Source organism: Sphingobium sp. TomMM35A, assembly GCF_054771735.1.
This window is the reverse complement of record NZ_BSRC01000002.1, coordinates 536,964-562,267: the sequence shown is the minus strand read 5'-3', so window position 1 is coordinate 562,267 and position 25,304 is coordinate 536,964. Positions and strand designations below refer to the sequence as shown.

Here is a 25,304-nt window from a genome sequence, read left to right as displayed (position 1 = left end):
AGAGATAGGCGCTTTCATCCGAAGGTAAGCGCGCTTCTCGCCACGGGTTGAATGGCCGTCCCGTGGCACAGCGGGCATTTGCCGATCATGGCAGCGGTCGTGGACCGCGCATGATGGGCGAATGATGACGCGGTTTCTGATCCTCTGCATGGCGATGGTGGCGGCGCTCGGCTTTGCCGGCCAGCCCGCGCATGCGCAGGTGACCGCCTATGCCGCGGGTCAGGGATCGGTGAACAGCATCACCGTTGGCGTCGACGTGCGCGCTTCCGTGCGCGGCCGTTGCGGCTTTGCGACCGGCGGCGCGCCCTCGGGCAGCATCGACCAGGCGGATTTCGACCAGACCGGCTTCACTAGGGATTTTGCGATCCAGCTCAATTGCAGCGGTGCGTCGCGCATCGCCATTTCCTCGGCAAATGGCGGCATGGCGGTGTCCGCGACGGGCGGGCAGGGCTATGCCGCCAAGGCGCCCTATCAAGTCGCGCTGCGCATGGTGGCGGATAATGGGACCAGCGCTTCTGCCTCCTGCGATGCTTCGGCGCTGGCTTCGGGCGGCGCTTGCAGCTTTGCCGGCGTGGCTGGCGAGACCAAGGGGCTGCGCCTTGCGGGCGCGTCGACGAAGGCGAACGGCTCCTATCTCCGCGTCAGCGCGCCTTCCTATTCCGGGGCCGACACGCTGGTCGCGGGCCGCTACAGCGACACATTGTCCATCACGGTTAGCGTTTCTCCTTAAAATGCTGATAAGTAGTTAGAATGAGTGATCTTTCACGATTGGAGAGCATTGTCATGATCGATGACGCGGACAATCTCCCCTCCGGCCAGCAGCCAGACAGTCAAGCGCCCGCTCGCCTGGATGGCGGCGATCCTGTTCCTCACGCCCGTTCAGGCGCAGGCAGGGGCGCAATTCGACGTGGTCGGTCATGTCGCGCCGCGATGCTGGGTTTCGAACGCGGCCCTGCTGCCGCAACCCGCCACGCAGGGCAGCGCGATCTGCAATCAGGCCCGTCCCGCCCTGCAATCGCGCGTCCGGGTGCTGGAAACTCCCGGAACAGCACAGCCGCTCGGCCCGCAGCTGTCGGCCCGCACCGCGTTGGAGATCATCGTCTCGCCGCAACTGTGATCGGCTGGAAAGCTGGACTGGTCATCGCCGCCTTGTCCGGCGCGATCCTGACGGCGGTCCCCGCGCAGGCGCAGACGCAAATATCCTCCGTCTGCGGCGTCACCGGGAATGCCACCGCGCCTGCCAGCATCACCTATGACCCCTTCTCCCCCACCGGCCTTTCCGAAGTCACCATCCCGCTGATCCTGCGGCGCAACCGGGGTCTGCTCACTGGCCGCACGAATGAGGTCAGCCTCGTCCTTACCGCTCCATCGGGCACGCCACCGCTTGAAATTACCTACCGCGGCTATCGCGTCCTCTACCCCGAAGGATCGACCGCCGGGCGTCCCCGCTCGCTCGATTCGAAGGATGGCGGCGCGGGCGCAGCGGGAGAGATCCGCTACGACTTCGGCGGTCTCTTCTCCTCGGATTTGTCGGCGGCGCTAAACCTGCGCGTGTCGGTGCCCCCCGGCACGGACCTGTCCGCTGGTGATCCGATCATCCTCGACATGCTCTACATCTGTTCGGGGGAAGGCGGGATGCTGAGCGTGCCGGTGCCCACGCGGGAAACGGGGTCGATCAGGATCAACGTCAACACCGTCAGCGCGCTCCAGGCCTATTATGCAGGCGCGGCGCTCGACTTCGGCGAAATCGGCGATGTGACGACCACGCAGGTCCAGGCCGCGCCGGACCGTTACACCACATCATCGGCCAATGCGCTCAAGGTCCGCAGTTCGGGCGCCTATGAAGTGCAGGTGCGATCGCAAAATGATTTCCGCCTCACCTTCCCCGGCGGCAATCTGGGCGATGCCGCGCAAACGATCCGCTACAGCGCCCGCTTCCTGGGGCAGGAGGTCACGTCCAACGCATCCTTCGGCACGCGCACCTGCGCCCGCGCGGGCGTCGGCGGCGAAGCGGGCACGCTCCCCTTGCGCGCCACGCTGAAGGAAGGCGGCGCGGCCAAGACACCCGCCACCAACTATGCCGACATCATCAGCATCACCTTCACCCCCATCGTGTCCGCCGCATCGGCGACCAACTGCGCCGGGCTCTAGGGTCCTCCCGCTATATCGTCCGGTATAGCGGCTTATCTCCTGAAGTTAGGGCGTTTTTCTCTGGCCGCTGAATGGGTTGGGCGCGTGAATGGCCGTATCTCCAATCTCGTCGGGGCGATCGCAACCCCAATCATTTTGGAGATATGAAGATGAAGAAGCTGCTTGTTTCCGCCCTGATGTTGGGTTCGGTCGCCACTGCCGCTCCGGCTTTCGCGCAGGCCAGCGGTTCGGTGGATGTCAGCGGCACCGTCGCGGCAAAATGCTCTGCCGTGACGCCGATCAGCGGCAGCATAACGCTGGGCGAACTTGCCAAGGCTGACGGCACCGTCGATCCCGCCTTCGCTGGCAATACGGGCGGGCTCAGCCGCACCTTCACCATCAAGTGCAACGGCGCCAACCCCAAGCTGACGGTCGAAGCCAAGCCGCTGGTGAACGCTGCGGCGACCAACTCGCCCAACGGCTACACCAACACGGTCCACTATACCGCAACGGTCGTCGCAACCGGTGCCAAGGGCGGCAGCGCGACCGTGGCTGATCAGTCGCTCAGCTCCGGCGCGACCTCGGGCCAGGTCGGCGATCGTCTGGCGGCGGTTTCGAACAATCTCTCGCTCACTGTCGGCAGCGGCCTGACGGCGGACTCCGCCGCGATCCTCGACGCTGGCACCTATGCGGGCAAGGTCGAAATCACGGTTGCTCCGGCCGCTTGATCCAGGACTTCGGGCAGGCCTGATCATTGGGCCTGCCTGATCTAGCTCAGGGGCATGGACTTGAAAGATCCTCTCGCACTGGCGACGGAACTCCGGATCAGGGCAGCGGATGCCCCGGCGGAGCAACGTGCCGACCTGCTGTTCCTTGCGGCTGAATATGAGCGGATGGCCGACATGGCCCCGCTTTCGCCGGATGGGGAGCAGGTGAGGGTCCGCCTGCCCCGATGATGCTACAGTGCAACAGTGCCTCCTTTCCGGATGAACATCTGGGCGATTCAGGCTTTTTCTGTCTTGGCGGCGGCGGCTCATAAGTTCATCACCTTGCCAGCCGCACCGGTGAACCGGCCCAAGCTGTTAGGAACAAGCCCTTGAAGTTTCAGCCTAGATCCTTCGTCACTGCGCTCCTGGCCTGCATGGCGGCAATCGGCCTTGCCCCGGCGGCGGATGCGATGACGGTCCAGCCGGTGGTCATTGATCTCACCACCTCCGGCCGCAGCATGAGTCAGGTGGTGACGGTCGAAAACAGCTTCGACAAGCCGCTACCGGTGGAACTGCGTATCGAAACGCTGGACTTGACCGCCGATGGCGCGAAGCCGACCGGCAAGGATAGCGGCGAACTCGCCGTCTTCCCCCCGCAGGCGTTGATTCAGCCCGGCCAGCGTCAGAATTTCCGCGTCCAATATGTGGGTGATCCTGCCCTCGCGCGCAGCAAACATTATTTCGTGACCGTCGCGCAGCTCCCGGTGCAGACCAGCGACACCCAATCCAACATCCAGCTGCTCTATAATTTCCAGGTGCTGGTCAGCATCTCGCCTGATGGTGCAAAGCCCGCTCTGTCGATCGCGTCGGCCGAAATCGGGAAGAATGCGGAAGGTGCGCCTGCCCCTGTCATCACCGTGTCGAACACCTCCGTCGCGCATGGCTATCTGTCGCGCGGCCGGGTCCGCGTTGTCCAGTTCGGCCCCGATGGCAAGGAAGTGCTGCGCAAGCAGCTGACCGGGCCAGAGCTTCAGCAGACGATCGGCTATGGCCTGATCGGCGGCGGACAGACGCGCCGGGTGACGCTGCCCGTCACGCTTCCACAGCCCAGCGGCAGGGTCGAGGCGCAGTTCACGCCCGACAGCTGAGCCTACTCTTGTCCGCAAAGCCGACTGCCGCCGCCGGGGCGCTGCTGCTCGCCGCCTGCCTCATCCCGCCTGGCGCGCGCGCGCAGACTGGCACGGCCTTGCCCGCGCTGGTGTTGATCGATCCCGATGCAAACGCAACTGGCATAAACCCGACCGGCAAGCCCGTCATTCTCACCGCGCCGGTGATGGACGGGCAAGCCTATCTCGGCGATGCGACCGTCACCTTGGACCCCGGCGGGCGGGCAAGCTTTTCCGCCGAACGCCTGCTGACGCTGCTTGAACCGCGCATCGCCGCTCCCCTGGTGGCGCGCCTACGCACCCGGCTTGGGGAAAGCGGCCAGCTGGACGGCGCGGACCTGCGCGGCGTCGGCGTCAGCATCCGCTATGATCCGCAAGCGCTGCAAGTCACGCTGGATATCGCGGCGCCCAGCCGGGCGGCGCGTTCGCTCGATCTTGGCGATGCTAACAGGCGCGGCCCCGTCACCTATGCCCCTCCCGCCGATGTCAGCGCCTATCTCAACATCCGGGGGTCGCTCGACTGGGTCCAGCAGGGTTCGGACGAAGGCCTCGCCGCGCCCATCACCTATCTCGACGGCGCCATCCGTGCCGGTGGCGTGGTGCTGGAAAGTGAGGCGAACTGGCAGGCGGGCGTCGCCGGGCCGGACCTGCAAAGGCGGGGCACCCGGCTCGTCTATGACGACCGGCGCAACCTTGTCCGCTGGGCCGGAGGCGATCTTCAGACCCTCGCGCGCGGTTTTCAGTCCGCGCCCGAAATCGCTGGCCTGTCCGTCTCGCGCTTCTATTCGCTGCTCGATCCGCAAACCATCATCCGCCCGCGCGGCAGCCGCAGCTTCCAGCTAGAGCGCCGCTCGGTTGTCGAGGTGCGCGTAAACGACCAGCTTGTCCGCCGGATGGAACTTGACCCCGGCACCTTCGACCTGCGCGATTTTCCGTTCACCCAAGGGTCAAACGACGTCAAGCTGACCATCACCGACGATGCCGGGCGCAAGGAGACGGTGGATTTCAGCATCTTTCTCGACCAGGCCCAGCTTGCCAAGGGGCTTAGCGAGTTCGGCCTTTACGCGGGCGTGCGCTCGCCGCTTGGACGGCGCGGGCCGATTTATACCAATGATCTGGCGTTCAGCGGCTTCTACCGGCGGGGCGTCAGCGACCGGCTGACGCTCGGCGCCAATGCCCAGGCCGATGGCCGTGGCTGGATGGGCGGCGTGGAGTCGGTCGTCGCCACCTCAATTGGCACATTCGGCAGCTTTGCGTCCGCTTCCCATGTGGAGGGCTCGGGATCAGGCTGGGCGTCCATCCTGACCTTTCAGCGCACGATCAGCCGCAGCAGCGACCGCGCCGACGCCCTGTCACTCTCGCTGGAGGCGCGCAGCCGGAAATTCGCGCCGATCGGCACCATCACGCCCTTCAACCCCTACAGCTATATCGCGGGGGCAAGCTATAATAGCGGCATAACCGAATCCCTCTACGCCGGGCTCGACGCCCGCTATTCGCGCGGCCGCGACGGAGAGCCCGACGCGGGCAGCGTGCGCCTGACCGGCGGATGGCGGATTTCCCCCGCGCTCAACTTCACCGCCGATGTGGGCTATGAACGGGCGGGCCGCAACAACCGCCTGGCGGCCTTCCTCTCGCTTACCTACCGCCTCGACCGCTCTTCCAGCCTGCGCACGGATTATGACAGCCGCAACAACCGCAGCCGCCTTAGCTACCAGAGCTACAGCGGCTCCGGCACCGGAGCCTATAATCTCAGCGCTGATGTCGAACGCAGCGATATCGGCGCAGGGGTGAGCGCCAGCGGCGTCTATTATGCCAACCGCGCCGAACTCGGCTTCAGCCACTTCGGCACGTTCGATCGTGAACTCAGCGGATCGACCGGCCAGCGAACCTCCCTCCGCTTCGGCACAGCGCTGGCGCTGGCGGACGGCGCTTTCTCCATAGGCCGTCCCATCCAGGACGCCTTCGCCATCGTCCGCGCCCACCCTTCGCTCAAAGGGGCGGACATCTTCATCGACGAAAGCGGCGACAGCTACACCGCCCGCACCGGCCGCCTTGGCACCGCGATCCAGCCCAGCCTCAGCAGCTATAGCGAGCGCAACGTGCTGACAACCGCGCCCGACGCACCGCTCGGCCTCGACCTTGGCGAAGGCTCCTTCCGCCTCCTGCCGCCCTATCGCGGCGGCTACAAGCTGACCGTCGGCTCCGATTATATGGTGAGCGTCGTCGGCCGCTTGATCGGCACCGATGGCCAGCCGCTTTCCCTTGTCGCGGGCCAGGCGGTCGAGGCAGCGCATCCGGACCGCGAGCCCATCCCGCTCTTCACCAACGCCGCTGGCCGCTTCGGCGCGACCGGCCTCGCGCCCGGCCGCTGGACCATCCTCATGGCCGATGCCGACAAGACCAGCTACGACCTCGTCATTCCGGCAGGCGCCACCGCGACCGTTCCCGCCGGGGATCTGCGCCCCAAGGGACAATAGCCGCGCCATGCCGCCGCCGGGTTTGACTCGGGGCATTGCGCCATGCAATGAACTCATCATGCATTCACGCAGTGATCATGTGCGTTTTCGCTACCAGGGGGGTCAGCTTCTCGCGGGCATCTAGCCCCGGGTTACGGCGCGTCATGCCCCGGGCCCGGGGCAAATCGGTAGATTGCAGCACGTCGAACAGATGTGCGCCCAGTCCTTTCGAAAGCCAGCGCCATGACCAGATCCTTGAGCCGGGGAAACCCGCCAGTTTATTTCATCGATTCCGAAGCCGACAACCTCGCCAATCTGGCCCTGGGCGTCGCCAACAGCATGCCCGACGTCAGCGACCTGCTGCTGAGCGAAATCACCCGCGCGAAGGTGCAGGCGCCCTCGCGCATAGCACCCGATGTCGTCACCATGCATTCGACCGTCGAATTTGTTGACGAAGCGAGCGGCGCTGATCGCACGGTGCAGATCGTCTACCCCGCCCAGGCAGACATCAGCGCTGGCCGCATTTCCATCCTCACCCCCATCGCCGCCGGGCTGATCGGCCTGCGCGAGGGGCAATCCATCAACTGGCCCGACCGAGACGGCCGCACCCGGACGCTGACGGTCGTCAAGGTGACGCAGCCCACCCGCATCTGATGCATCCACAAAAAGGAGAGAAGACATTGCCCCGTATCGACGAGAAACTCCTGCCGATATTCGAAGACGTGTTGAGGCGGAATGCCGGTGAAACCGAATTCCACCAAGCTGTCGAAGAAGTGCTGGAAAGCCTGGGGCTCGTCGTCGCCAAGCATCCTCAATATATGGACAACGCCCTCATCGAGCGCATCTGCGAGCCGGAACGCCAGATCATCTTCCGCGTGCCCTGGGTCGATGACAAGGGGCAGACCCACATCAACCGCGGTTTCCGCGTGCAGTTCAACTCGGCGCTCGGCCCCTATAAGGGCGGCCTGCGTTTCCACCCATCGGTCAATGTCGGCATCATCAAGTTCCTTGGCTTTGAACAGACCTTCAAAAACGCGCTGACCGGCCTTCCCATCGGCGGCGGCAAGGGCGGATCGGACTTCAATCCGCGCGACCGCTCGGATGGCGAAATCATGCGCTTCTGCCAGTCCTTCATGACCGAACTATACCGCCACCTTGGCGAGTATACCGACGTTCCGGCCGGCGACATCGGCGTCGGGGCGCGGGAGATCGGCTATCTCTTCGGCCAATATAAACGCCTCACCAACCGCTATGAAGCGGGCGTGCTCACCGGCAAGGGCCTGATCTATGGCGGTTCCCGCGCGCGCACCGAAGCGACCGGCTATGGCGCCGTTTATTTCGTGGACCAGATGCTAAAGACTCGTGGCGAAAGCCTGGAAGGCAAGCGGGCGGTGGTGTCAGGCTCCGGCAATGTCGCCATCTTCGCGATCGAGAAGATCAAGGAATTCGGCGGCAAGGCGGTCGCCTGTTCGGACTCCTCCGGCTACATCGTCGACGACGAAGGCATCGACCTCGACTTGCTCAAGGAAATCAAGCTTGTCCGCCGCGAACGCATTTCCGAATATGCGCGGTTGAAAGGGGCAGGCGCCTATTTTGTCGAGCAAGGCGTCGTGTGGGACGTTCCGTGCGAAGTCGCGCTTCCGTCCGCGACACAGAATGAACTCAATGGAAATGATGCCGCGACCCTGATCCGCAACGGCGTCATCGCCGTAGGAGAGGGCGCGAACATGCCCTGCACCCCCGAAGCTGTCCGCCTGTTCCAGAATGCGAACATATTGTTCGGCCCTGCGAAGGCGGCCAACGCGGGCGGCGTCGCTACGTCCGCGCTGGAAATGCAGCAGAACGCGTCTCGCGACAGCTGGACCTTCGAGGAAACCGAGGCCCGCCTCGCCGCGATCATGCGGCGCATCCATGACAGCTGCGCCGAGACCGCCGAAGAATATGGCGCGCCCGGCAATTACGTCCTCGGCGCGAACATCACCGGCTTCGTCCGCGTCGCCGAAGCGATGGAAGCAATGGGCGTTATCTAGGGACAGCGCGGGCTTTCGCCGGTCCAGGCGCGCATGCGTCGGACCGGCGAAAGACGTCAATGCGGCTGGCCGGAGCCTCCACCGCCCTGCTGTCCTTGTGAAGCAGCGCCAGCTTCACCGCCGGGATCGCCGCTGCGTCCCTCCAGCACCTGGCCGCCCTGTCCATTACCGATCTGTCCATTGCCGATCTGGATACGGCGGCTGCGCTCCTGACTGCCCTGCCTTGGCAAGCTTATCTTGAGCACGCCATTGTTGAAATCGGCATGGACCTGATCGGGATCTGGCTGGAACGGCAGCTGGATCGATCGGGAGAATGCGCCATAGGAGCGTTCGAGGACATGTGCCTGCTTGTCCTCATGCTCCCGCCGCTTCTCTCCGCTGATGATCAGCATCTCGCCCTCCAGTCGAAGATCCACATCCTCCTGGGCGACGCCCGGAAGTTCGGCGGTGATCTCCAGCTTGTCCCCCGCCTCATGCACGTCGATGCGCGGCATGCCCATCATCGTGCCATGTCCGCCGGGGCTGCTGCCCATGGCCCGGAAGCTGTCATCGAACAGCCGGTTCACCTCGCGATGCAGGTCGAGAAAGGGGTCGCCGCGGTTCAACAGGCCGCGACCACCAAAAGGTGTCATGAAATGCGAAGCCATCGAAAGACCTCCTGTCCAGAGTATCAAGGCCCTGACGACGGAGCGGCCCGCCGCAGGGACCGCGCCAAAAACGATTGGAAAACAGGCTGGTTCCGCCGCAGCGCTCCGCTTCAGGATTTCCGTTCGCGGTAAAATTGCACGCCCAATTGCAGGCTTTCGGCGATCCGATCGGCCTTTTCCTGAAAGGCGGCCGCCGCTTCCGGCGCAAGCATGTCGTCGCTCGTTTGCCGCCACAGCGCCAGCCAGCGGCTGAAATTATCCTCTGTCATATGCGGTTCGTGCCGGACATGCGCGACCATGGGCTGCCCCTTGTATCGGCCGGTGCCCAGCATCACCGATGACCAGAATGCCTTCAGCTTCTCCAGATGCAGCGGCCAGTCGTCGATCGCCTGATCGAATATCGGGCCAAGCACCGGGTCGGCACGCACCCGATCGTAAAAGGCCGGGACGAGGCGGCCAATATCCTCCTCACTTATCTGGCTCATCTATCGGCAACCGGTAACGGCATGTCCTCAGTCACAGGAAATGGCAGCATTGCGCAGCTCATAGCCCGTGACGAGGGGATTCCACGTCAGTGTCGGCGCGCGGTCCAGCTTCAGGCCCGGCACCTGCAACAGCTGTTCCAGGAAGATGCAGCTTTCCTGAAGCGCGACCTGGGCGCCGGGGCATCGATGTTCTCCATCGCCGAAGGACAGGCCCGCATTGCCATATTTGGCGCTGACTTCCCGGCCCGGCACCAGTTCGCAGGGCCGCTCGCCAAAGGCCGCCATATCCGTGTTCGCCGCGCGAACATCGACGGCAACGGCCGCGCCCGGAGGGGCATCGGCCCCCGTCTCTTCGGCGGGGACGCGGCGATAGAGATAGCCGACCACCGGCTCCAGCCGCAGCAATTCCTCCAGCAAGGCGATCTTGCCTTTCTCATCGGCGGCGAGGAAGGCGGTCTTAACCTCCTCCCGCTCCAGCATGTGCCACGCGGCCATCACGATGAACTCGCGCGTCGTCGCCATGCCCGCCGCGCCATAGACCAAGCACTCGGTCAATATCTCCCGGCCATTATAGCCCTCGTCGATCAGGTGGGAAATGACATCGTCCCGCCGCTGCTTGCGCCGGGCGCGGATCGCCGGGGCGACATCATGATAGTAGAAGGACAGGACCCGATATTGGGCCTGCACGAATTTGATCAGCGACGTGACCTTGTTGGGGTGGGCTCGAAAATCGCCGGTGAAGAACACGTCCAGCCTGCGGGCGAGCCCCTTGGGATCGCTATCGGTCAGGCCGACGATATGGCTCGCGACCGCGACGGCCAGCTCCAGGCTGAGCTGGTCGAGGAAGCCGGTCTTTTCCTTTTTGAAGCGGGATATGAGTTGATCGCTGAGTTCGACCATCAGTTCGCGATAATGAGTCGTGACGATGCGCGGGGTGAAGAAACGCGCCGTGGCGCTACGCTGCACGCGATGGGCTTCGCCTTCCAGGAACAGGATGGGCTGGCGCGTTGCACTGCCGATCCGGCCGACCTGTTCGGCCAGGAAACCCGCCTGCCGCACATTCTGGTTGCGCAGGATGGCGCGCGCTTGGGCAAAATTGCCCGTGCGGACATCGGGGTCTACGGTCCCACCCGCACTCGACGCGGCGGCGGACTTGCGATCATCGCTTTCGCGATGAAAAGGACAGGCGCCTGAAAGACGAGCCTCCATCAGCTTCGACCCCTCATATGTGCACGACGGGCTCCTAACTTAGGAGTAGCCCGGTGCCGGTCAAGGCCGCGCCTGTCCTGATCTTCAATGCGGGAAGGTGGGGAGGCGTCTGGCCGCAAGGCAGCCCGGCGCCTCCCGCTTCATGATCAGTTGAACTTATAATCTTCCAGAACGGGCTTTTGCAGCTCGTTCCACATGTCGACGAGGCGGAACGGCCAGGGACCAACCGGGCGGCCCTTGCTGTTCTGATAATAGCTCTTCGACTTGGGGTGGGTCCAGATCATGTGTTTCATCTGGTCGTCGATCCGCTTGTTGTGGCGCAGGAAGGCTTCCTCGGTCACTTCAACCGTGCGCGCGCCACGAGCGATCATCTCATCGAGGCATTCGATCAGATAATGGACCTGCGACTCGCTGACGATGTTGAGGCCGCCTGCGTGGTTCGGGCCGATATTGGGGCCGGTCGACAGGAAGTAGTTGGGATAGCCGGGGATGGTCGTGCCCATATAGGCGCGCTCTTCCTCGTCTGCCCAGTCCACCGCGATATCGTGACCGTCGCGGCCCTTGATCTCCAGATCCTGCACCAGCGACGACGCGTTGAAGCCGGTCGCGCAGATGATGATGTCCAGTTCGTAAACCTTGCCGTCATTCGTGCGGATGCCGTTGGGCAGGATTTCCGCGATGCCCGCCGTCTCCAGCGTCGTGTGCGACTGCACCAGCGCATCGTACCAGCCCGCGTCCATCACGACGCGCTTGGAAAAGATCGGGAAATCGGGCGTCAGCTTCTCGATCAGGTCCGGGCGGCCCGCCAGCTTGTGATGCATGTGCGACAAGGCATATTGGCGCATGCCTTCGTTGAGCGCGGACACGGCGATGCCGTCTTCGGGGTAGGACGGGTCCTTCACCACATTGGGGTAGAGGCCATCGGCCGCGAACCAGAACACCCGGAAACGGAACCATTCCTTGTAATAGGGGATGTGCCGCATCGCCCACTTCACGGGCTCGGGCACTTCCGCCTTCACTTCTGGATTGTTGATCATCCAGTGCTTGGTGCGCATGAAGACGACCAGTTCGTCGACTTCCTTGACGATCGTGGACACGATTTGCGCGGAGCTGGCGCCGGTGCCGATGACGGCGACCTTCTTGCCCTTGAGGTCGATATTCTCGTCATAGTCGGCCGAGTGGGTGATGATGCCCTGGAAGCTTTCGATGCCCTTGATGTCGGGCAGCTTCCAGCGATCCGTGGTGCCGAACGCGTTGAACACGGCATTGGCCTTGATGACTTCGCGCTTGCCGCTGTTCAGGTCTTCGACCGTGACGTTCCACACGGCTTCGTCCTGATCGAAGACCAGGCTGTGCACCATGGTCTTGAAGCGGATGTTGCGGCGGACGTCATATTTGTCGGCCACGGCGCGGAAATATTCGCGCATGTCGGCGCCGTGCGGGTGGTAATGGTTCCACTCCGGGCTGATTTCGAAGGAATAGGAATAGAAGTGGCTGGGCGTATCCACGCCGACGCCCGGGTAGCGGTTCTTCCACCAGGTACCGCCGACTTCTTCATTCTTCTCGATGATCACATGCTCGTAACCAGCACGCTCCAGCTCGATCCCGGCGAGGATGCCGGTCAGGCCCGCGCCGATCACCAGCACCTTGAAACCAGCCGGGGGAGGGGTGCGCTCCGACAGTTCCTTGCGCACGGGGCTGCGGTGGAATCCGCCCTGCTCCATGACCATGGGAACGAACTCGTCCGTCACCGGCTCGCCGACGCCGACGCTCATCATCTTCTGCATCAGTTCGATCGGCGGATCTTCGGACTTCGCCGCGCCCGGCGTTGTCAGCACATGGACCAGCTTTTCATGCAGGTCGTCGATGCAGTCCTGCGGCATCACATAGTCGGGATTGGTGTAGGGCGGGTGAATGTGGACCTTGAAGGTTTCCAGCATCGATTCATCATGCGTCAGGTGCACATAGACCATCAGCAGGGTCTGGAGATTGGCCGCCTTCAGCGCCTCCCGCAGTTCCGGACCGTCTGCGAGGGGAAGGGGGCGGCTGCCACTGTCAAGCATGTTCGGCAAAGTCGTCGTTCTCATATCCATATGTCTCTCCATGAGAGCTGCGGGTCTTCCGGGGACGCGGGGGCCGTGCTGCCCTGCCGTTATCGCGCCGTCATCTCCACATTCTCGCTCAACCGTCCTTCAGGTCGCTGACGAACAGGACGCGCACGTCCGGTTCGGGCATTTGCGAATCGGGCTCGACATGCTTGCCGCTATGCGCCAGGACGCATTAGGCCAGCGCGTCGGGCTCCTTGGCGGTAAAGCCAGCGATCATTCCCGTTCGCAGGAAGCAGGCCTATCCAAAAAGTTGATCATCGTCAACGATTTGAATCGGTGGCTTCTCCTGTTTCCCAGTGCCCGCATATCCTTGTTGATCAAGGGCGCAACTGCGTCCACCTTCGCCGCCAGCTTTTCCGCCAGGCGGACGAGCCACGGATCAGAACAGATAGGCGAACGGAGAAAAGGGCATGCAAAGGTTCAAGGATAAGGCCATCGTCATCACCGGCGGTTCCAGCGGCATCGGCCTCGCGGCGGCGCAGCGGATCATGGAGGAAGGCGGATCGGTACTGATCACCGGATCGAACAGCGAAAGACTGGAAAGCGCCGCTGCCGCGCTTCCCGGCGTGCATGTCCTGCAGAATGACGCCGCCCGGCCCGAAGCCGCAGAGGCCCTGGCGCAGGAAGCCGCCCGCCTGTTCGGCCAGGTCGATGGCCTCTTCCTGAACGCAGGCGTCGGCGCGGGCGCGCCGCTCGGCCATATCAGCGCGGACCTCTACCGCAACCTCATGGACCTCAACATCGGCGGCCCCGTCTTCGGCACCCAGGCGATGGCGCCTCTGATGCGCGACGGCGGCTCCATCCTGATCACGGCCTCGGTCGCCAAGGACAAGGGGCTGCCGGCAAGCGCCCTCTATGCCGCCACCAAAGGCGCCGTCCGCTCGCTGGCCCGCGGCTTCGCCCAGGAACTCGCCCCGCGCCGCATTCGCGTGAACACCTTGAGCCCCGGGCCGATCGCCACCGACTTTTTCAACCGCCTCGGCCTGCCCCCGGAACATCTGGGCGCCATCGAACAGCAGATGGCGGGCAACAACCCCCTCGGCCGCCTCGGCACCGCGCAAGAGGCAGCGGCGGTCGCCCTGTTCCTGCTCTCGGATGAAGCAAGCTATGTGACGGGTTCGGACTATTTCGTCGACGGCGGCGAAGCGCAGATTTAGCCGCACTCCCATGCCCCGGGGGCCGTCAGCAGCCTGGCTCCCGGGCCAATTCGCGCGCCTGCGCCTGACGATCAAGGGCCTGCCCGCGAGCCGCCGTTCCATCACTTGCCATCCTGTACTGCCGGGCTTGCGGACGGCGACCTGATCATATGCTTGGCCCGCGCGCGCTGCTCGACCGCATAGGCGCGCTCGGCATCGCTCGGCATCACCAGCGGCACCGCCAGGCACATGCTCTGCGTCGGCAGCACGTCGCGCCACTGCTGGATCAGCCGCTTATACGCCTTGCCCACCGGCCGGATCTTGCGGTCGAGATCGAACAGGCCGAGCGGATTGACGTTGCCATTCTTCTCACGAAGCGCGCTGTCCCAATCCACCTGATCCGTCAGCGAATACCAGGTAAAGCCGACGATCGGCACGCCGTCATTACGCACCCTCAGCACATTGGCCCATTGTTTCCACATCCAATCGACCGCTTCCGTGCCCAGCGGACCTTCGGACAGGTTGGTTTCGGTGTGCATCACCGGCAAATGATAGCGTTGATGATATTGGCGCGTGATCTCGCTATAGCCGAAAATCTCTCCCGAAGCCCGCGTGTGCCCGTCCGCCGCAACCCGATGCTCGTTGGTGACATAATAGTCATTGCCCATGATGCAGTGCTGCTTCAGGCGGTTGTCGAGGAAGAAATGATATTCCTCCCGCGTCATCCCGTGATCCATCAGATATTCGTACATCTCCGAATCCACGCGCCGCCCGTAATTCAGGTCCAGCGAAAGGAAACGCTGCGAGTTCATGATTTCCGCGGGCTTGATGGCGGACGGAGATTCGGCGTGAAAATATTCCGAAGACTCGCTCTGGATGAAGATCGCGTCGGGCCGCACTTCCAATATCTGCCGCATCGCCATCACATTGGCGCGCACGATGTGCTTCAGCGCTGTGACGAACGCCACGTCGCTGCTCAGCTGCTCGTTCCACCAGCCATAGCGCGCTGAAAAGGTGGCGCAGATAAACATTTCATTGACCGGCGTATAAAGCTGAACCCAGGGAAAGCGCTCCGCAAAGGCGCGGGCATAGACGCCGAACAGGTCGCAAAAATCCGGGTTCTGGAAATTGCCGATCCAATCGGGCACGCCGAAATGGCACAGGTCGACGATCGGCACGATGTTGAGCCGCTTCAGCTCGGCAAATGTCTCGTCAGCAAAATCCCAGTCGTAACGGCCGGGCCCCATCCACGTCCGGTGGATCGGCGGGCCATAGCGGAGGTAGCCGATCTCCATTTCCTGAACGAGCGCGAAGTCCTCGCGCCACCGCTCATAATGGTGGCAACTCTCCATCTCGTCGACGCGCACCCGGCCATTGTCGATGGTGGGCACACTATTCTCGACGCCCGTCGCGAACATGAAATTGGCGATCGGCTCTCTCCCGGCAGCATCTGCCTGTCGAAACGCCGGGGCGGGCCATGGTTTCCGTGAAATGTCGTTGCAGTCTCCTGCACGGACGCGCGGGAGACGACGACCGCGCTAACTATCGGGGTTCCGAGAAGATCATGAAGGGCAGGTCGAGCGGCTCATATGCAAAGCCGAGCATCGAAATAGCAGCCGTGATCTGGCCCCTGTGATGCGTACCGTGATTGAAGACGTGGAGAAGCGCGCTTGCCATAGGCAGCACGCGCGCTTGGCCTGTCGTCATCGTGTAGGAAAGGTCCCCGGCGACAGCGGCTTCATCAAGCCCGTCAATATATGCAGACCAGCGTGCCGTCGCCGCCTTCAGACTGGATGCCAATTCAGCCCGATCAGCCTCAACTTCCGCGTCCAGGCCCAAGCCCGTAACTGGTAACTGAGCAAATCTGGGATACCAAATTCCGCTATCGGTGAGCAGCAGATGATTGAGGGTCCCGTGGACCGATCCGAAAAACAGCCCACATGGCTGATGATATTGTTCGTCCGCTATCTCTTTGACGGAGGCCAAAAGCCGTTCGGTCGCCCAGGCATGATAGCGCGCCATCTGCGCGAGCTGCATTTTGGCCGACACAGTCATGCATCTCTCCACCCCGTCATCCCGGCGCAGGCCGGGATCTCAGGCCGCTTTTTCAGGACCGCCGACTAGCTTCCAAAAAGATCGCCGAACCCATCGGCGCGCCTCAATTATCGCAATATTCCCAGCGCCCCGCATTGCAGGCAGCAACCGCGCGCCGCCAGGACGCCATCTTGCGCTCATAGTCCGCGCGCGCATCGGCATAGCCCGAACCACCGCTCTGCGCGCGGCGATAGTCCCGCATGATCCGTGCATCGCGGTCCCGGACATAGGCAAGCTGCTGCTGGTTCATCCGCCGGATTATCGCACGGTCCCGCTCGCGCGCCGCCGCACTGCGCATCGTCGGATCACGGGGATCATCGGCCAGCGCCACAGCCGGAAGCATCGCGGCGCCCAGCATGGCCACGCATGCGAAAATCTTGACCTTCATGGATCCTTGCCCCCTTACATTCCCTTGTCTCTGCTATTCGCGATCCGTTTCGTCCAAGGCAACGGATTTGCGACGAACGGCGGGCTGCGTCCGCAACCGGGATCGTGGGAGAGTGGCCGATGGCGGCAGGAGAGGCAGGGATTTGAACAGCTTGTCAGGCGCGAAGAGAGCCTTTCCCCCGGACTTTTTCCGTCAGGACATCGCAGCGGTAGCGCGCGGCCTGATCGGCGCGACGCTGCTGGTGAACGGCGTCGGCGGCCGCATCGTCGAAACCGAAGCCTATGACAGCGGCGACCCAGCCTCCCACAGCTTCCGGGGGCAGACGGCAGGCAATGGAGCGATGTTCGGCCCGATCGCCCACGCCTATGTCTATCGCATCTACGGCTTGCACTGGTGCCTCAATATCGTCGCCGGGCCGCCGGGCAGTGCCGTCCTCATCCGGGCGCTGGAGCCGTTGCAGGGCGTCGACCAGATGATCGTCCGGCGCGGCATCACCAATCCCTTGAAGCTCTGCTCAGGCCCCGGACGCCTGTGCCAGGCGCTCTCCGTCGATGGCTCGCTGAACGGCGCCTCCCTGCACGCGCCACCTTTTGCGCTCCATCCACCGGCAGGTCCGGCGCCGATCGCCACCGGCCCGCGCATCGGCATCAGCCGGGGCGTGGAAACGCCATGGCGCTTCGGCGCAAGCGGCTCTCCATATGTGAGCCGCCCCTTTCCGGCATAGCGCCCGTCAGTCTTCGTCGGGCTCGACGCCCAATGCATCTTCTTCGTCGCCATCCAGCTGCGCATCGATCGCCTCGGCGATCAGGTCCAGCTGCTCATAGGATGCGCTCAGTTCCAGGCGTGGCCCATCCTCGGTTTCAAAGCTGATGAGATATTCCTCACCGGAGCGTGTGATTTCGAAACCGGAAATCTTGTCAGCCATGAAGGTCCTCCTGCGGGGGTCTGCCGAGCTTTTGGGGTGAGTGCCGTCAAGCGCTGGCGAGCGCCAAGGTTCCACGTGCCTCAGGCGGCGGCGCTGATCGCGCGACGGTTTCCAGCAGATCGGTAACGCAGGTGATGCGTTCCTCATCGCTTGTCTGCTGTTTCAGCAACCAGCGCCCATCCTTTTCGGCCAATTCCGCGTCGCCTGGATCGAACGCGGCCTTGTTGCGGGGGGTGAGGGCGATCGCCGCTGGCCCTGCATCCACCCGCGCGACATGCGCCGCCCGCGCCAATATCGCGATCCTGGCGCTAGCGACCAGCGCCTCCGCGACGGGCGGCATGGCCCCGAAACGGTCGATGATTTCCTCTTCGAACCCCTGCAATTCCGTCTCGTCGCTGATACGGGCCAGCCGTACATAAAGGCCCAGCCGGATGTCGTCCTCGGGTATCCATTCCGGCGGGAAAGCACCTGCTGCGCCGATATTGACCTCCGGCAGCCACAGGCCGGGATCTTCACCACGCGCCTGCCGGAGCGCCGCCTCGAACAGATGCTGGTACAGGTCGACGCCGATCAGCTTCATATGCCCGGCCTGCGCATCGCTCAGCAGGTCGCCCGCGCCCCGCTGGTCGAGATCGGCGGCACTGATCTCGAACCCCGCGCCCAGTTGGTCATAGGTCGAAAGGGTGCGCAGCCGTTTCATCGTCCGTTCCGCGATGCCGGGGCCGTCCGTCACCAGCATCACCTGCCCACGCCGGTTGCCGCGCCCAACCCGGCCGCGCAGCTGGTGCAGCTGGGCCAGGCCGAAACGGTCCGCGCGCCAGACGATCATGCTGTTGGCCCTCGGCACGTCCAGCCCCGCCTCTATGATGTTGGTGGCGAGCAGTATGTCGCCCGCGCCATCCGCGAAATCCACCATCGCCCGGTCGATCTCCGCCGCTGGCATCTTGCCATGGACCGTCACCAGCTTGAGCGACGGGACGATGCGCTCCAATCGCTCACAAAGCGGGCCGATATCCTCGATGCGCGGCACCACGACGAAGCTTTGCCCGCCGCGTGACTTTTCGCGCAGCAGCGCCGTCCTCATCCGGTTGTCGTCGGGCTCGACCAAGCTTGTGCGGATCGGCTGGCGGCGTGCGGGCGGGGTCGCGATGATCGATATCTGCTGAAGCCCGATCATCGCGCGGTGCAGCGTGCGCGGGATCGGCGTCGCGCTCATCGCGAGCAGGTGGATGTCCGCGCGGCTGCGCAGCTTCGCCTTGTCCGCCGCGCCGAACCGCTGTTCCTCATCGATGATGACAAGGCCAAGGTTCGCATAGCGCACATCCTTGCCCATGACCGCGCCGGTGCCGATCACGATCTGCACCGATCCATCGGCCAGGCCCGCCTTCACCGCCTTCTTCTCCGCCGCACTCGATAGGCGGGACAGGCCTGCGACCTTGATCCCGCTGCCGGCAAAGCGCCGCTCGAACGTCTTGATATGCTGGCTGCCGAGCACCGTGGTCGGCGCGGCCAGGATGACCTGATATCCCGCCAGCGCGGCGAGCGCCGCGGCGCGCAGGGCGACCTCGGTCTTGCCATAGCCGACATCGCCGATGACCAGCCGGTCCATCGGCTTGCCCGATGCCAGGTCATCGCGCACCGCCTGGATGGCGCGGGCCTGGTCGGCGGTCTCGTTGAACGGAAAACCATGAACGAACTGCTCATATCGTGACGGATCAGGCGCTATGACCGCCGCCTCCAACCGCGACCTCTCATCGGCCACTTCCAGCAAAATTCGCGCGCTCTCGCTAATTGCTTCATGAATTTGCGCCCGCCGCTTCTCCCAGCTCGATCCATCCAGCTTGTCCAGCCGCACCGCATCGGCATCCGCGCCATAGCGCCACATCCGCCCCGCTTCCCCGACCGGCACCAAACGCCGCGCTCCATCCGCATATTCGAGCGCAATCACCTCCGAACCGGAACCGTCCGGCGCAGGCTCCAGCCCGGCGACGCGGCCAACGCCATGATCCTCATGCACGACGACATCCCCGGCCCGCACCTCTCCGCCATTCCGCGCGAGGACATTGGAAACCGCTTCCGGCGCCTCGCCAATCAGCGCCCGGCTTCCCAGAAGATCGGCGGCGGCGATCATGACGATGCCGTCCACGACAGCGCCCCGATCGATCGGCGAAATCAGCGCCGCGCCTTCCTGTTCCGGCAGCGCCCGCGCCTCTGCAAGGCTGGCGGCCTCGGCGAGCGAGATTTTCAGCTTCCGCTCGATCCGCGGCCGCAGGAAGCGCAAGTCCCGTTCGCTGCCGACGAGCAGGAGCCGATGCCCATCCGCCAGCAGCGGGCGGGCGAAGCGCGCCATCGCGGACAAGGGCGAAGGTTGCAAGGCGAAGCGAGGAACCTCCGTCACCGGCTCATCCAATGTGACTTCTGCCCAGGACTTGGTGGTCCGCGCCCAACTATCCTCATCAACGGCATCGTCACCTTTGGCCACTTGCGCCGCCAGCCGGACGAACCTGCGCCGCCGCTCCTCAGCCTTGGGCGACTTGACGATGGTCCCTCGGCCCAGATGAGCCAGGATGCTCACCTTCTCCGCGCATTCAGGCTCTGCCGCCCGGCCGATCTCCAGCCGCTCGCATTCCTCGGTCGTCAGCTGCGTTACCGGATCGTAGCGGCGGATGCCGCTGATCCGCCCCTCTGCTATGTCGATGCGGGCGGGTGTTCCGGCATCGGCGGGGAAAATATCGATGACGTCGCCGCGCACCGCGACTTCGCCCGGCTCATCCACCCGGTCGTCGATGATGTAGCCAATCGCCTCCATCTCTGAAGCGAAACGGCCGCTGTCGATGGGATCGCCTTTCGCCAAGCTTGGCGGTGCGGCGTCGTAAGCCTCTGGCGCGGCGTAAAGGCGCGCGGCGGCCTCCCCGCTCATGATCGCGGCCAGCGGTGCCCGGTCCGCATCCTCATTCAAGCGGCGCAAGCTCCGCAAGGCAGCAACGCGCTTCCCGATATTCGCAGGCGAGGCGGGTGCGTCGTCGCCCGGCAATGTGTCGCTGGAAGGCAGGAAGATAACGGGCCTGTCAGGCGCCAGAACCCCAAGCGCGGCGGCAAGCGCCTCCGCCTCCTGCTCATCGTCCGCCAGATAGAGAAGGTCTTCTTCCTGCACCAATTGCCACAATAGGAGCGCCGTTTCGCCCAAGCCGCGCGCCGCACTCATGCCGCATCGCCCTTTGGCAGTTTAGCAGGCGCGGCGGGCCAGTCCCCGTCCGCAAGAGGCGGCAGAGCCTCGAACCACGCTCTGTCTCGCTTCAGCGCGAAACCGTCGCAGGAAAAGCCGAGATCCTCGCGGGCCACGGCGCGGAGGACCTCATTCAGCCCACCAACGCCACTGGCGCTGATGACGACATAGCTGACCTTCCCGCTTTCGCAGGTGACAAGCGCCTCCACGACCTTGCCGACTGTTTCGCCATCCGGAGCGGTGACCGGCAAGCCCGCTACGCCGGTTGCGGTAAAGAGCGTAGGATAGGCGGAACGGCGGCTCGCTTGAGTTGCCGACTTGCCACCATCCTCATAGGCGCGCTGGCGGCCGAGCCATCGCCACACGCCGACGAGGTTGACGAGCGTGAGGAAGCCGTTCGTCGCGACAAGGTTCGTCTGCCCCGACGATATACCAACGATCGACCAGGCGATCGATCCGGCGGTGAATACGACAAAGCCCCAACCCGTGACGCGCGCGCCCAGATTGGCGGCGGTCATCATCGCGGCGATCATGGTCGCAATCGGCGCGACCCAGCCAGCAACATCTTCCAGAACAAGCTCCCACGATCAGCGGCATCGAACGACGCTTCAACGCGCGCCGATCCGGTTGGTGGCGGCGGACGGCAGGGCCCGAGAAAAATCTATGCTAACCTATGTGAAGGTGCGCAGCCGATCCGAGGTCAGGACCGGCTGTGGGCTCTATCAGTCTTGCGGCAGGATCGCGGCGATCCCCGCGCGCGCGATCTGCGCGTCCTGGTCCGACTTGACGCCTGACACGCCGACCGCCCCGACATAATCACCGTTGATGACGATCGGAACCGCGCCTTCCAGCATGGCAGCCATGCCGGGCGCAGACAGCATCGAAACACGCCCGCCGAGCACCAGGTCTTCGTAAACCTTCGATTCCCGTCGGCCTAGCATCGACGTCGAAGCCTTGGATTCCGCCATCTTGGCCGTGCTCGCCGCCGCGCCATCCAGGCGGAGAAGCCCGAGCAGATGCGCGCCGTCATCGACCACTGCGATCGTGACTGCCCAGCCATTCGCCAGCGCCTCGGCCTCGGCTGCGGCGAGGATCGCCTTTACATCGCTTGCTTCCAGACAGTGCTTCGTCTTCATCCTGTTCATACCCGCTGTTGAAGGCGCCGGGGCGCTTGATGGAGCAGGCGCCTTATCACCCGCCGCCCATCTTGCCAGCATTATAGCGGGGCAGGCTGTTCTATGGCGGGCTGATCCGATTGCACGGGGATCGTCAGCAATTCGGGTTTGTCCTTGCCGAAGGACTGAATGGCGATCACAGCATCGCCTGCTGCCGCAAGTTCAGCCAGGGGCATGTCGACCGCGATCGTGTCAGGACCCGGCGCCTGCCATTTCACGCCGATGCTCCGTCCGCCCGGCAGCTGGACGGAGACATTCTTGACGCAGGCGGTGGTAGGTCCGCTCACCAGCAGCTTGCCGTTCTTTCCGGCGATCAGTTGCTGGCCAGCCACGGCCTGCAAGCTGCCCGCCTGCGGAAACTGGAGTGCGAACTCCGGTCCTTCGAATGCGTCAAAGCCCCAATGTCCTTGCAAGCGCCCCGTCATCGGGCCGCTCATCTTTTCGGCTTCGAAAGAAGGCGCGAATATGTAGCCGCCCTTGTCCGCCCGCGCGACGACGGGTGCTTCGACGCTGCGGCCATCCTTGCCGGTCAGCCTCAGGGTCATGTCATGAGCATAGTCGGTGGCGAAGATAAGCGGCGCTCCATCGACTCCCAGCACCACGCCGGGCCGAGATCCGCATATCGGCGCATCACTGCTGCGGCGCAGCGGCGGGGGGACATTCTTTTCGATCGCTGGCAGTGCCGCAACCAGGACGGACTTCGGTTTGCGGAAGGAAGGTGCGCTGTTCAGCAGCAGCGACAGGGACTTGCCGTTCGCGATCCCGAGCGCTGGCAGATAGTTGAACTCAGGATTGTTGAACGCGCCGAAGATGCGGGCAAGGTCGCGCACGACGCCGATATAGGGGCTGTAGAAACCATAGCCCCCTTCCCGCGTGGCGCTCAGCTGCAGGGCAAGATCGGTGGGAGCGCCGATGATGGTCTCCGTCAACGAGTTGCTGTGAATGTCGCCCAGCACAAGGCTGTCGCGGTTTTCGACCAGGCAAGCCGCCTGAAACTCGACGATCTTCGCGAGGCAATCCGGATTGAGCTTCACGGCGAGGCTGGAGGACAGGACCGGCGCCACATTCCTCAGATATTCGGGGTGGCTGTTTTCCTGTGACCGGATACCCAGGATGAAGGCGTTGAGCCGGGTGCGGTCGAGCGACGCCTTGTTGATGTCTTGTGTCACGCGAACAAATTCACCGGGGCGGCCGCGGATGGCATCGCTGATGGTGCTGAGGTCGCCGCCCGTGTCGGGAACCATGAACAGCACCAGCTGGCGAGCATGATCGGGTACGGTCAGCTTCAGGTTCCGTTTCCGCTCCTTCCGCTCCCATGTTTCCGCGCTTGAAATCCATTTCTTCGGCGGCGGATTGATGGCGCCGCGCAGGAAAGCCGATATCAACCGGTAGCGGACCGATTGATCCTCAGGCAGGTTCGCGTCGATCCTGACGATGTCTCCGGTTGCAAGTGCGGGCACCTGGCCGATTGGCAAAGTCCGTCCCGCCCGCGTGACCGTGACGGACAGTTCCGGTCCGGGCAGGTCGAACGGCGCTGGGTCCGCCGCCGCGGCGACAACGGGAAGCATGGCTGTAGTCAGCGCAAGAATGCAGATGCGCGTCGAACGAATCCAGCGATAGGTCATGTCTTCTTCCCTGCGCGGGAGAGCCGAATCGTCAAGAGAAACCGAGGAAATTTTTGCTCACGAAGCTCTGGAGGGAGGCAGAATGTGCGTCGCGCGCGTTGGAGTGCCTGCGACGCTGAGCCACTACCTTGGGTTACAGAAGTTGCCGATTGCCGCAGCTGCGACAATGTTGATATGATGGATGACGCATTTGGTTGATGAGAATATGTCTTCGGACGCTGCTGTAGTATTTCAGCATTTCTTCGAATTGTCCGTGGACATGCTCGCTACCGCTTCGTCCGACGACGGGACGTGGCGCAGCGTCAATCCGGCTTTTGAGCGTATCTTGGGGTGGAGCAAATCCGATCTGATCGGTCACCTTATTGCACCGTTGGTACATCCTGACGATCTGGAGCGAACACAGGCAGCAAGCGCTGACCTTGATCGCGGGGCTTCGTTGTTCGAATTTGAGCATCGGCTTCGGTGCAAGGATGGCAGCTACCGTTGGATTTCGTGGCACGCCGCGGTCCGGGAAGCGGACGGTCTCGCCTATTGCATCGGCCGCGATGTCACCGCGCGGCGCGCAGCCGAGGAGCGGCAGGCATTTTTGCTGAACCTTAGCGAAGGGCTGCGCGATCTGGCAGAGCCGGTTGAGGTTCAGGAATTCGCCCAGCGGTTGCTTGGCGAATATCTGGGCGCGGCGCGCGTGGGCTATGCCGAGGATGTCGGCGATGGCGTGCCTGCCCAAATCTCGATTATCGAGGAGACGGCCCAGCGGACGCTTATTGCCGTGGAGCGTGCCCGGGCGGAGACTGCCTTGAGGAGAAGCGAGCTAAAATATCGTGATCTCTTCAATTCGATGGATGAGGGCTATTGCATCATCCAGATCCTGTACGAAGCGGGCCGCCCGGTCGATTGGCGCTTCCTGGAAGTAAATCCGGCGTTCGAAAAGCATAACGGGCTTGGCAATGCCGTGGGCCGGACCATGCGGGAACTGCAACCGGCGATCGAACCCAAATGGGTCGATATCTACGCGCATGTCGCGGAGACGGGCGAAAGCCTCCGGTTCGAGGAAGACTCGCAGGCACTTAATGGGCGGACGTTCAATCTCTTCGCCTTTCAGGTGGGCAACCCCGACGACAAGACCGTCGCCGTGCTATTCCAGGACATCAGTGAACAGCGCCGGAGCGAGAAGGAGCTGCGCGAAAGCGAGGACCGCCTGCGTGTGCTGGTCGCTGAACTCCAGCATCGGGTTCGCAACATGCTGACGGTCGTCCGCTCGATGTTCGCAAGCACTGCGGAGACGAGCGAGAATATCGATCATCTGGTCGATCATTTCGTCGGACGGCTGGACGCACTGGCGCGTACGCAGGTGATCGTCACGAGCAGTGTCGATCAGACGGTGGATCTGGAAAATCTCATCAGGGACGAACTGCTGAGCGTAGGCGTCCATGATGGTCCGGCGGTCGAGATCGAGGGTCCGGACGTGGCCCTGAGTTCCAAGATCGGCGAGACATTGGGATTGGCATTCCACGAACTCACGACCAACGCGCTGAAATATGGAGCGCTGAAGGCTCCGAACGGGCGCCTGAATATCTCCTGGCACGTCGAAATGGATGATGGGGGGGCATCCAAGCTTCACCTGTGCTGGGCTGAAAGAGGCGTGCCCGCCATCTCCGTCAATCCTTCGCGTCAGGGATTTGGCCGCGAGTTGATCGAGGACGCGCTTGCCTATCGCCTGGGCGCTGAAACCAGGCTGGAGTTCCGCTCCGGCGGCGTGCGCTGGTCCATTTCTCTTCCTTTGGCAGGGTAGGGAGT

General features: G+C 63.6%; 24 protein-coding genes. 12 read left to right on the top strand and 12 right to left on the bottom strand.

Going from position 1 to position 25,304, the window contains the following annotated elements; genetic code table 11:
• Positions 1–124: 124 nt before the first annotated feature.
• The 9 genes from ACYU8T_RS15670 to gdhA all read left to right on the top strand — a co-directional run bounded on the left by ACYU8T_RS15670 (position 125) and on the right by gdhA (position 8,489).
• Positions 125–730, top strand: coding sequence for a hypothetical protein (locus tag ACYU8T_RS15670; RefSeq protein WP_461160202.1), 606 nt, complete (start codon positions 125–127; stop codon positions 728–730).
• A 60-nt stretch (positions 731–790) separates the two neighbouring features.
• Positions 791–1,117, top strand: coding sequence for a hypothetical protein (locus ACYU8T_RS15665; protein ID WP_461160201.1), 327 nt, complete (start codon positions 791–793; stop codon positions 1,115–1,117).
• Positions 1,114–2,151 carry a hypothetical protein gene (locus ACYU8T_RS15660; protein ID WP_461160200.1) on the top strand — a complete coding sequence of 346 codons (1,038 nt, stop codon included), beginning with the start codon at positions 1,114–1,116 and terminating at the stop codon, positions 2,149–2,151. Before ACYU8T_RS15665 ends, ACYU8T_RS15660 begins: the two co-directional genes overlap by 4 nt.
• 149 nt (positions 2,152–2,300) lie before the next feature.
• Complete coding sequence (locus ACYU8T_RS15655) at positions 2,301–2,858, top strand: hypothetical protein (protein ID WP_461160199.1); 558 nt, start codon at positions 2,301–2,303, stop codon at positions 2,856–2,858.
• A 60-nt stretch (positions 2,859–2,918) separates the two neighbouring features.
• Entirely contained in the window at positions 2,919–3,086 is a 168-nt protein-coding gene (locus ACYU8T_RS15650; RefSeq protein WP_461160198.1) for a hypothetical protein, read from the top strand.
• Between the two features lie 140 nt (positions 3,087–3,226).
• Positions 3,227–3,985, top strand: a complete 759-nt coding sequence (locus tag ACYU8T_RS15645) for a fimbrial biogenesis chaperone (RefSeq protein ID WP_461160197.1) — start codon at positions 3,227–3,229, stop codon at positions 3,983–3,985.
• 8 nt (positions 3,986–3,993) lie between these two features.
• On the top strand, positions 3,994–6,480 hold the full coding sequence (locus tag ACYU8T_RS15640; protein ID WP_461160196.1) for a fimbria/pilus outer membrane usher protein: 2,487 nt from the start codon (positions 3,994–3,996) through the stop codon (positions 6,478–6,480).
• Positions 6,481–6,702: 222 nt separating this feature from the next.
• A complete protein-coding gene (gene rnk, locus ACYU8T_RS15635; RefSeq protein WP_461160195.1) occupies positions 6,703–7,113 on the top strand; it encodes a nucleoside diphosphate kinase regulator in 411 nt (136 codons plus the stop codon).
• Between the two features lie 26 nt (positions 7,114–7,139).
• Positions 7,140–8,489, top strand: coding sequence for an NADP-specific glutamate dehydrogenase (gene gdhA, locus ACYU8T_RS15630; RefSeq protein WP_201516177.1), 1,350 nt, complete (start codon positions 7,140–7,142; stop codon positions 8,487–8,489).
• A gap of 56 nt (positions 8,490–8,545) precedes the next feature.
• Here gdhA and ACYU8T_RS15625 read toward each other — a convergent pair whose 3' ends face one another.
• The 4 genes from ACYU8T_RS15625 to ACYU8T_RS15610 form a co-directional block, all read right to left on the bottom strand.
• Positions 8,546–9,136, bottom strand: coding sequence for an Hsp20/alpha crystallin family protein (locus ACYU8T_RS15625; protein WP_201516176.1), 591 nt, complete (start codon positions 9,134–9,136; stop codon positions 8,546–8,548).
• A 110-nt stretch (positions 9,137–9,246) separates the two neighbouring features.
• A complete protein-coding gene (locus ACYU8T_RS15620; RefSeq protein ID WP_247232969.1) occupies positions 9,247–9,621 on the bottom strand; it encodes a group III truncated hemoglobin in 375 nt (124 codons plus the stop codon).
• 27 nt (positions 9,622–9,648) lie between these two features.
• Positions 9,649–10,830 (bottom strand): cytochrome P450, encoded by a 1,182-nt coding sequence (locus ACYU8T_RS15615; RefSeq protein ID WP_461160194.1) that lies wholly within the window; start codon positions 10,828–10,830, stop codon positions 9,649–9,651.
• Between the two features lie 146 nt (positions 10,831–10,976).
• Positions 10,977–12,923 (bottom strand): flavin-containing monooxygenase, encoded by a 1,947-nt coding sequence (locus ACYU8T_RS15610; RefSeq protein ID WP_461160193.1) that lies wholly within the window; start codon positions 12,921–12,923, stop codon positions 10,977–10,979.
• A 425-nt stretch (positions 12,924–13,348) separates the two neighbouring features.
• On the opposite strand from ACYU8T_RS15610, the gene ACYU8T_RS15605 reads away from it, so the two are divergent.
• A complete protein-coding gene (locus tag ACYU8T_RS15605) occupies positions 13,349–14,095 on the top strand; it encodes an SDR family NAD(P)-dependent oxidoreductase (protein ID WP_461160192.1) in 747 nt (248 codons plus the stop codon).
• A gap of 101 nt (positions 14,096–14,196) precedes the next feature.
• Here ACYU8T_RS15605 and ACYU8T_RS15600 read toward each other — a convergent pair whose 3' ends face one another.
• From ACYU8T_RS15600 to ACYU8T_RS15590, 3 genes are all read right to left on the bottom strand, one after another.
• The gene (locus tag ACYU8T_RS15600) at positions 14,197–15,492 is read right to left on the bottom strand and encodes a family 1 glycosylhydrolase (RefSeq protein WP_461160191.1); all 1,296 of its coding nucleotides are present in this window, start codon (positions 15,490–15,492) and stop codon (positions 14,197–14,199) included.
• A 124-nt stretch (positions 15,493–15,616) separates the two neighbouring features.
• Positions 15,617–16,129, bottom strand: a complete 513-nt coding sequence (locus ACYU8T_RS15595) for a DinB family protein (RefSeq protein ID WP_461160190.1) — start codon at positions 16,127–16,129, stop codon at positions 15,617–15,619.
• A gap of 103 nt (positions 16,130–16,232) precedes the next feature.
• Complete coding sequence (locus ACYU8T_RS15590) at positions 16,233–16,556, bottom strand: hypothetical protein (RefSeq protein ID WP_461160189.1); 324 nt, start codon at positions 16,554–16,556, stop codon at positions 16,233–16,235.
• Positions 16,557–16,698: 142 nt separating this feature from the next.
• Between ACYU8T_RS15590 and ACYU8T_RS15585 the strand changes: the two genes are divergently transcribed.
• A complete protein-coding gene (locus ACYU8T_RS15585) occupies positions 16,699–17,280 on the top strand; it encodes a DNA-3-methyladenine glycosylase (protein WP_461160188.1) in 582 nt (193 codons plus the stop codon).
• A 6-nt stretch (positions 17,281–17,286) separates the two neighbouring features.
• On the opposite strand, the gene ACYU8T_RS15580 is transcribed toward ACYU8T_RS15585, so the two are convergent.
• The 5 genes from ACYU8T_RS15580 to ACYU8T_RS15560 all read right to left on the bottom strand — a co-directional run bounded on the left by ACYU8T_RS15580 (position 17,287) and on the right by ACYU8T_RS15560 (position 23,507).
• Positions 17,287–17,481, bottom strand: a complete 195-nt coding sequence (locus tag ACYU8T_RS15580; protein ID WP_461160187.1) for a hypothetical protein — start codon at positions 17,479–17,481, stop codon at positions 17,287–17,289.
• A 46-nt stretch (positions 17,482–17,527) separates the two neighbouring features.
• Positions 17,528–20,686 carry a DEAD/DEAH box helicase gene (locus ACYU8T_RS15575; RefSeq protein ID WP_461160186.1) on the bottom strand — a complete coding sequence of 1,053 codons (3,159 nt, stop codon included), beginning with the start codon at positions 20,684–20,686 and terminating at the stop codon, positions 17,528–17,530.
• Entirely contained in the window at positions 20,683–21,240 is a 558-nt protein-coding gene (locus ACYU8T_RS15570) for a PRC-barrel domain-containing protein (RefSeq protein ID WP_461160185.1), read from the bottom strand. Before ACYU8T_RS15570 ends, ACYU8T_RS15575 begins: the two co-directional genes overlap by 4 nt.
• Before the next feature lie 189 nt (positions 21,241–21,429).
• On the bottom strand, positions 21,430–21,852 hold the full coding sequence (locus ACYU8T_RS15565) for a GlcG/HbpS family heme-binding protein (RefSeq protein WP_461160184.1): 423 nt from the start codon (positions 21,850–21,852) through the stop codon (positions 21,430–21,432).
• 71 nt (positions 21,853–21,923) lie between these two features.
• Entirely contained in the window at positions 21,924–23,507 is a 1,584-nt protein-coding gene (locus ACYU8T_RS15560) for a hypothetical protein (protein ID WP_461160183.1), read from the bottom strand.
• Positions 23,508–23,688: 181 nt separating this feature from the next.
• Between ACYU8T_RS15560 and ACYU8T_RS15555 the strand changes: the two genes are divergently transcribed.
• The gene (locus ACYU8T_RS15555) at positions 23,689–25,299 is read left to right on the top strand and encodes a PAS domain S-box protein (protein ID WP_461160182.1); all 1,611 of its coding nucleotides are present in this window, start codon (positions 23,689–23,691) and stop codon (positions 25,297–25,299) included.
• Positions 25,300–25,304: the final 5 nt, after the last annotated feature.